5 protein-coding genes and 1 pseudogene are annotated in these 7332 nt (G+C 48.6%); all 6 read right to left on the bottom strand.

The window, feature by feature from the left end:
* Positions 1–274 (bottom strand): hypothetical protein (locus ACT3XD_RS19035; protein WP_444280670.1); only part of this gene is annotated, 274 nt, incomplete at its 3' end.
* A 181-nt stretch (positions 275–455) separates the two neighbouring features.
* Positions 456–2882, bottom strand: a complete 2427-nt coding sequence (locus ACT3XD_RS19030; RefSeq protein WP_263974142.1) for an O-linked N-acetylglucosamine transferase, SPINDLY family protein — start codon at positions 2880–2882, stop codon at positions 456–458.
* Positions 2883–2900: 18 nt separating this feature from the next.
* Positions 2901–3110: pseudogene (locus ACT3XD_RS19025) on the bottom strand (tetratricopeptide repeat protein); the annotation flags it as partial.
* A 386-nt stretch (positions 3111–3496) separates the two neighbouring features.
* Entirely contained in the window at positions 3497–4684 is a 1188-nt protein-coding gene (locus ACT3XD_RS19020; RefSeq protein ID WP_192539818.1) for a FliC/FljB family flagellin, read from the bottom strand.
* A gap of 566 nt (positions 4685–5250) precedes the next feature.
* Positions 5251–6651, bottom strand: a complete 1401-nt coding sequence (gene fliD, locus ACT3XD_RS19015) for a flagellar filament capping protein FliD (protein WP_192539819.1) — start codon at positions 6649–6651, stop codon at positions 5251–5253.
* A gap of 151 nt (positions 6652–6802) precedes the next feature.
* Positions 6803–7072 carry a hypothetical protein gene (locus ACT3XD_RS19010; RefSeq protein WP_192539820.1) on the bottom strand — a complete coding sequence of 90 codons (270 nt, stop codon included), beginning with the start codon at positions 7070–7072 and terminating at the stop codon, positions 6803–6805.
* Positions 7073–7332: the final 260 nt, after the last annotated feature.

Raw genomic sequence — 7332 nt, 5'->3', positions numbered from 1 at the left:
CTTTCCCCCAAATCGGATAGCCCTGAAAGTGATCAAGCACCTGATTATTAGGTTTAAGTGTTGAAGTCATGCCTGAAGCTTGGCAGATATAAAGTTTAGTCCGCTCGCCGGTGCCAACCGCATGTGGTAGGTACGTTTCATTGGGGCCTTTCATCTCTAGCAGCTTTTGCAAGGCCTCTTTCTGTGGCTCAAAACCCACTAGACTCACCAAACCACGCTTAAGAAGCCCGGCATAAGGCGGCGTTCCATCAATAGGGTTTGCGCCGACATCCACTACCTGGATTGGCTCCTCAAGCTCCCACAAGTTTGTAGTTTTTTTTATTCGCCTGTGCGCTAGTAGGCGTTGAAACAGGCTTAGCATCATTCCCAGCGGCCTTGTCTACACTTTTTTGTTGGAACACAGTATCGCTACTTAAGAGCGCATCAATATCTTGAGAAATATTATCAGCGACAGGCTACCTTTGGCTTACCGAGGAGCAAGCCATTTCAGAAGCAGCTTCATCCAGGTTATTGCTAGCAGAATCATCAGTACTGGATTCCAGTAATTTTTCCGTAAACAAATACTGTTCAGCTTTCTCCGTATCAGCTCCCGCCAAGACGTGATACGCCATATCCTTAATGCCATATACGGTATGCAGCAAAAATGCGAGCTTGATTCGCTGTTGATCAGAGAGCGTGCTCATCCGCGCATGGCTGGGTAAAAATAGCGCATCGGCGGACTGTAGCTCCGTTGCCTGGCGAAGCGCCGAAGGAACAGAATCGGGCAATTGGCTAGTATGCTGCGTATTATTAAAACGATAGAAACGAAAACCGTGCCGGGACATCCAATGCTGTATTTCTGCCAGATTTGGCTGACGATAGTGGGTAGGTTGAAACGCAATACGCACTTGAATTGCCAACGTCTCACTTAGTGATGCTTCGCCATTTTCCAATATAGCGACAGCATCATTAAGGCCATCAAGAATCAACCAGTCAAGGCTTTCCAAACCTTCGATGCTATCTAACGTAATGGTGCTGATCGGTAGTTTGGCCAGCACTTGCGTCGCTAAAGCCTCGTTACCTGTCGGCTCAGGCAAAGGTTCAAGCGTGCTGCTCAACGTTTCATCTAAACAGGCATAAAGCGTTGCGGGCTTGCCATCACCAAGCGCGGTGTGAGGAAAAACCTGGATATCATCGCTGCCCTGGAACTGGTCAGCGTTTTGTACATGACTCGCCGGGTCGAATGCCACAATACCGAATGCCTTTAATTGGCGAAGCCCTTCTACCCCTTGTTGGCGCAGCAACGCGGCACCATTGTCCAGCGTTATGATTTTACTTGGCAGCGACCAGCTAAAATCATTACTTGCAGCCTCGTTTTCTATTGCATAAGCCACTTCAACCGGTACGCTTTCATCTTTGAAAGTGGCTTGCCCTGCTTTATCGAACGTGAGTGCAGCAGGCGGCTTACCTTCGCAGTGACGCTGCCAAATAGCGCGCATGGCGTCGGTAAAGTGTCCCGCAAAGAGAGGGGCGTTACACACCGGTGACGCTAACAGTATTTGACGCAAGTGCTGTCTGATAGCGGCCAGGCTATCGAGATCGGATGCCAGGTCGATAACACGCGCCTTATACTCTTCCCAGCACGTGACGACTAGCTCCGGCATACCCGCATTAACAAGATGGGTCGCACTATGACGCCCTGCAAACGTAGGACCGGGAAGCGTTACAACGGGAACGCCCATCAAAAAAGATTCGCAGGTGGTCAAGCCCCCTGAATAAGGCCAAGGGTCCAGTGAAATATCAATCTTGTTATACGCATCCAATAATTCAGCGTGCGAAGAGGGCCCTTCAATAATAAGCCGTGAGCTTTCGATGCCATGCAGTGCCATGGTCTCTCTAATTTTCTGGCAACGTTCCTCGCTCTTATACTGCATACTCTTTAACATTAGCTTAGAGTTAGGCAGCGCATCCATTAGCTTTGCCCACTGCTCTAATACGACATCGTTAAGCTTCGTCGCGTTGTTAAAGCACCCTAAGGTGAGGTAACCGTTCTGTCGTGCCGGTAAGGGCCCTACCTCGGGTTCGTAACCACCAGGAGGCACATAGCAAATATAATCGTTAGGTAGGCGAATGAGTTTTTCAACGTACTCTTCATCCACTCCCTCGGGAGTTTCTACGCTATCGCTAATAAGGTAATCAATAGCAGAGAGCCCCGTGGTATTAATTAAACCACCGACCCACTTCACCTGAAGCGGTGCGGGACGCCTACTCACAGCAAGAACCCTGTTGCCCGCATTATGACCCGCCAGGTCAATCAGAATATCAATCTTATCACTGGCGACTTGCTCCGCGACTTGCTCATCATTAAGCGGCTGAATACTCATCCATTTTTCAGATGCTGCTTGTAACCGTTGTGTAATACCATCAATCGCATTATTGGTGCTATAGAGGTAGAGGGCTATCTGCGCTTTCGACACATTCTCCAAAGCAGACGTTATCATTCGCCCAACGGGATGCCCCCGAAAACCGTCAGAAATTAACCCAATTCTTAATTGCTTTTGAGGGTCTACTAAATTGTCGTAGGATTTAATGGTTGTTTGAACAGAAAATTTATTGTCCCATTGTTTACAAAGGCCGGTGATTTCCTCAGCCGTTTTATGAGGATGATAATGGCATGTGGTTATAATATTTGAGAAAGGGCCAGGCGCCTGGGGATTAATACGGTGGGCTTGTTGATAAGCATCCAAGCCTTTATCAAGGTCGCCCACAGCATTATATACATTCCCCAGATTATTCCAGGAAAGATAATTATTTGGTGCAAGCTGCGCTGCCTTCTCTAACGTTTTCTGCGCGCGCGAATATTCAAATTTTTGCATCAACACATTGCCTAGCGTGTTGAGCATATCAACATCATTAGGCGCCAGGCGGCACGCTTCATCTGCGTAGGTTAGGGCATCGTCGTAACGTGCCTGCGTGTAGTAAATATAGCCAATATAGTGCTGGGCTTTTGCAAAACCTGGCTGGCGCTTTACCGCTTCTTTTAAGAGCGCCAAGCCTTGCTCGGGGTCACCTAGCTGGTGAGTAATCCTGCCTTTTACAGCCAGTGCCTCCGCATCGTTAGGTGTCAGCATAAGCGCCTTATCAAGGGCTTCTAGCGCTTCCTGGCGCAAGCCTGCCTCTGAAAGCTCAGCCCCAAGCTGTTTCCAGGCAGCAGCATTTTGCGGTTGGCGCTCTGCCAGTTTTTTTGCCTTATGCAGCGATGACGGAACACTCTTTCCAGTGACGCTATTCTGGCGAGCTTTCTTTGGCATGGAAGCAGATGTTTTTTTCGACATGAGAAGGCATTCCGCATTTATATTTGCTGGGTAGCATACGCGTATAGAAGGGGCGGCAAAGGTAGGAAAAGCGGCTAATAGATAGCCTAACTGACGGCAAGCGTAACACCCAAAATAAGACAGGCCTCCCAAAGGAGGCCTGTATTTTATCCGACAAAGCGGAAGTGTACTGCGCCAGCTTATTAGCCCAGCAGAGAAAGAACGTTCTGCGGCACTTGGTTAGCCTGGGCCAGTACAGAAGTACCCGCCTGCTGAAGAATCTGTGCGCGAGTCATGTTGCTTACTTCTGAGGCATAGTCAGCATCTTCGATGCGTGAACGGGCTGCAGAAAGGTTGGTTTCGTTGGTTTGCAGGTTGGTAATCGCGGATTCAAAACGGTTTTGAATAGCACCCAAACCTGAACGCAGCTCATCAACTTGTTTCAGAGCATTATCAAGCTGCTCCATCGGATTGGAAGTAGCTGCGCTTAGCAGATCTTTAGCACCAAGCTCGGAACCTTCAATCGTGTAAGCAGCGGTGCCGTTGCCAGTTGCAATAGCCGCCTCGGATGGTTCCACTGAGACTTGGAAGGTCACTGCAGTACCTGAAGTTGCTTCAATGCCTTGTAACCCAAGAGCCTTAGCTTCAGCATTATTTTGAGCAGTGATTTCAACGTTAACGTACCAGTTACCGTTGTCATCAACCTGTGCAGTTGAGGCGCTATCTACAGCTGCAGCAGTAATACCTAAGTTAGTAGCCAAATCTTCAGAGAAATCATTAACAGTATTGGTAGTTACGCCTGTACCTTCACCGTAGGCTTTTTCATAATCAGCTGCTACGGCTGCACCAAGGCCTTCACCAGGGCCATTAACATTGAAGCTGGAAAGCTTCAATGTTTCAGCAGTAATTTTTTCCAGTTTAACGTCGATCATTTCGCCGTCGTTAGCACCTACCTGGATAGACAGGTTGCGGTCTTCAGCCAGTACTTTAACGCCGTTAAAGTCAGTCTGCTCAGAGATGCGGTTGATCTCAGTCAGACGCTGATCGATTTCATCCTGGATGGATTTACGGTCGTCAGCAGAGTTGGTGTCGTTCTGGGCTTGAACCGTCAGTTCACGTACACGCTGCAGGTTGTCGTTTACCTGATTCAGGGCGCCTTCAGCGGTTTGTGCAACAGAGATACCGTCGTTGGCATTACGCTGAGCCTGAGACAAGCCAGTGATCTGTGAAGACATACGGTTAGCGATGGCTTGACCAGCTGCATCATCTTTCGCGCTGTTGATACGCAGACCAGAGCTCAGACGCTCCATAGAGGTAGACAGCGCGCTCTGAGATTTGCTCAGGTTTTGCTGACCGATCATTGCTGTGATGTTGGTATTGATCACTGACATGGTGGTATTCCCCTTTCAATAAGACTGGCCACGTGGCCCGCTGTTCGGCGTGTTGTGCGCCGTTATACTTAATAACGGCGCAACGGAGGAAATCTTTAGGGGGAAGTAGTAAAAAATTATGTAATTTTTGGTAATGAGGGGATTATCAACATTCGACACAGGGCATGTGATGGCAAGCACTTTGTGGGGGATACGTTTATGCTGATTCTTGTGGAGGCTGAGGTTACTCGGCGCTAGCTGCCATGTTGGCCTATAGAGTGTGCTGTGTTACTCAACCCCGGCAGCGCGGGGCGCTGCTTTTGCGCCGGGCCGCCGCTGCGGGTGCGCTTCGCTTACCGCGCACTACATTTTGGCGGTGTTGCTCTGCCTGTCGCGTGAACGACGCGAAGGAGGTGCGAAGCTGGCTAACGTGTAGGTAATAGTGCTTGGGAGTATGTGCGGTGTTTATTTCGGCAACCGGCTTGTAGGAGCTGAGTTTACTCGGCGATGGCGGCGCTAGCCGCCCTTACTCCAGCAGCGCTATGGGGCTGCTTCATTCGCTCCTACAAGGCTGAATGGGATTACTACTAGCGGCCTAGCTGGGCATTCATCGCATCGAACTGTTGGGTCAGGTACGAGCTCGTGCTGTTCATCTGTGCCATCATAACGTCCAACTGGCTGAACTGGGTGCGGTAGCGGGAAAGAGTGCCTTCAATGCTTTTTTCCATGCGCGCATAGCGTTCATCCAGGCTTTTTACGTTGTTCTCAGCACCTGTAATAGCACCTTTGAGCACACCGTTGCTACTGGTCATCTGATCAATGGAACTGTTTAACTTGCCGGCTAAACCGCCGTCTTTATTGTCGCCAGCGAAAAACGCGCTTAGTGCTTGAGGGTCATTGGCGATCAGGTTATCGAGCTTTTCATCATCCACTTGTAGCTTACCGCTAAGAGTAGTGCCAGCCTCTAAGGTAATGCCCAGTTGGCTCAGCGTAGAAAGCTCGCCGTCTTCCCCCCCCCCGGTAAGCACGCTACGCAGGCGGGACTCAATCGTACGAACGGTACGATCACCCAGTAGCTCTCCTGCTGTTCCACTTTCAGCGTTGAAGCTAGTGAGCCCGTTAGTCGTATCTTTTAAATCGTTATACGCGTCGACAAAATCGTTGATCGCTTCGCGCTGCTTTAGGGTATCGCGCTCAATATTGACGGTGCTGGTCGCTTTTTCACCTTCGGCAATGCTTAGCTCATTCAGGTTAAGCGTTACCCCTTGAATAGCGCCTTCCACCTGGTTACTGGCACTGGTAATCGCGATGCCGTTCACCGTTAAAGAAGCATCTTGCCCCTGCTGCTTGGCGCCAGCTTCTGTTGCTTCGCCGAATGGGCCTTCTCCACCTACAAATTCAAAGCTATCAATGGATGCGTCTTCACCCGTGGCCTTGGAACTGAGTGCCAAGCGGTAGCCTTCGCCGTCATTAATAATAGTGGCGTTAACACCGGCGTCTTTATTGGCGTTAATTGCATCACGAATATCGTTTAGTGAGCTGTTGGCATCAAGCTCGATATCGACCGAATCGCTGCCCACAAAATTTAACGTGATGGCGGTCGCACCGTTTAGCTCCAGTGCGTCTGAGGGTTTATTATCTATCCCAGTAATACTCTCAGAGGCAAGCGAGCCATATGTCGCGACCTGACTGACTTCTACCCGGTAACTGCCCGGCAGCGCGCTCGCCGAGGTAGCGGCTTTAATATCATCGCCACGCACACTGGAGGAAAGGCTTTGATAAAGCTTTGGGTCGTTAATCTTGGCCACCGCATCGTTAAATGCGTTAAGCGAGGTTTGCAGCTGCCCATAAGCGGAAATCTTAGCTTGCTGGTCGGCTTTCTGCTGCGTAATCGGCGCTAACTTACCACGCTCGGCATCTTGAAGCTGATCCAGTAAGCCGGTGAGATCTAATCCCGAACCAACGCCAAGGGAGGTAATAGTTGCCATCAGTACAGTCCTCGCAGACACAAAACATGAATTCTATAAATCTTATCGGCCGAAAAGGAGACGACTTTAGCTCAATGCACCTTCACTGAATAGATTGCTGCCATATTCAGCGAAATATCTTTCTTAGGACACGCACAAGCTTATGTGTTTTTTAAAGTTTTTGGCATATAAAATACTGTTGATGAAGATACCGGCTAGCAGCTAGCATTTGTTCTTCCAAAATTTTCAATTGGGACAACTCTGCGTGCTGTAGCGCTGAACTACCCCTTACTAAAGCCGTTGTATTTATTTTTTTCATGGTACTCTCCTCGCTTCCAAAGGGTACTTTACTCAAAGCTAATAAGGTTGTATGCCCATATATGGCGCTAGCTGAAGATCCCCCTTTAGCTTTTTCTTTACTTAGCGTATCTGTAAATATCATAGCTCCCTCATCTACTTCTGATGATATTTTTTCAATATCAATCTATCATCTACCCTTTGGTTAGATTGTGACACGTACTTCATCTAATACTGCTTTCTCTTTTCCCTAACGCTTCAGCAGGAACTACTAGTAAATTCTTTAAGAATCGCCCTTAAGGTATTTTTATAAAATTTAAAGCTCAATAAATAAAACTACTGCTTAATTACACTAGCCATAAAAAACTTCCAACCGATTGATTTATATATTTATTTTTATCAATG

It is taken from the genome of Halomonas sp. AOP7-B1-5 (genome assembly GCF_052353045.1).
Taxonomy (GTDB): Bacteria; Pseudomonadota; Gammaproteobacteria; order Pseudomonadales; family Halomonadaceae; genus Vreelandella; species Vreelandella colorata.
This window is presented reverse-complemented; position numbering and strand designations above follow the sequence as displayed.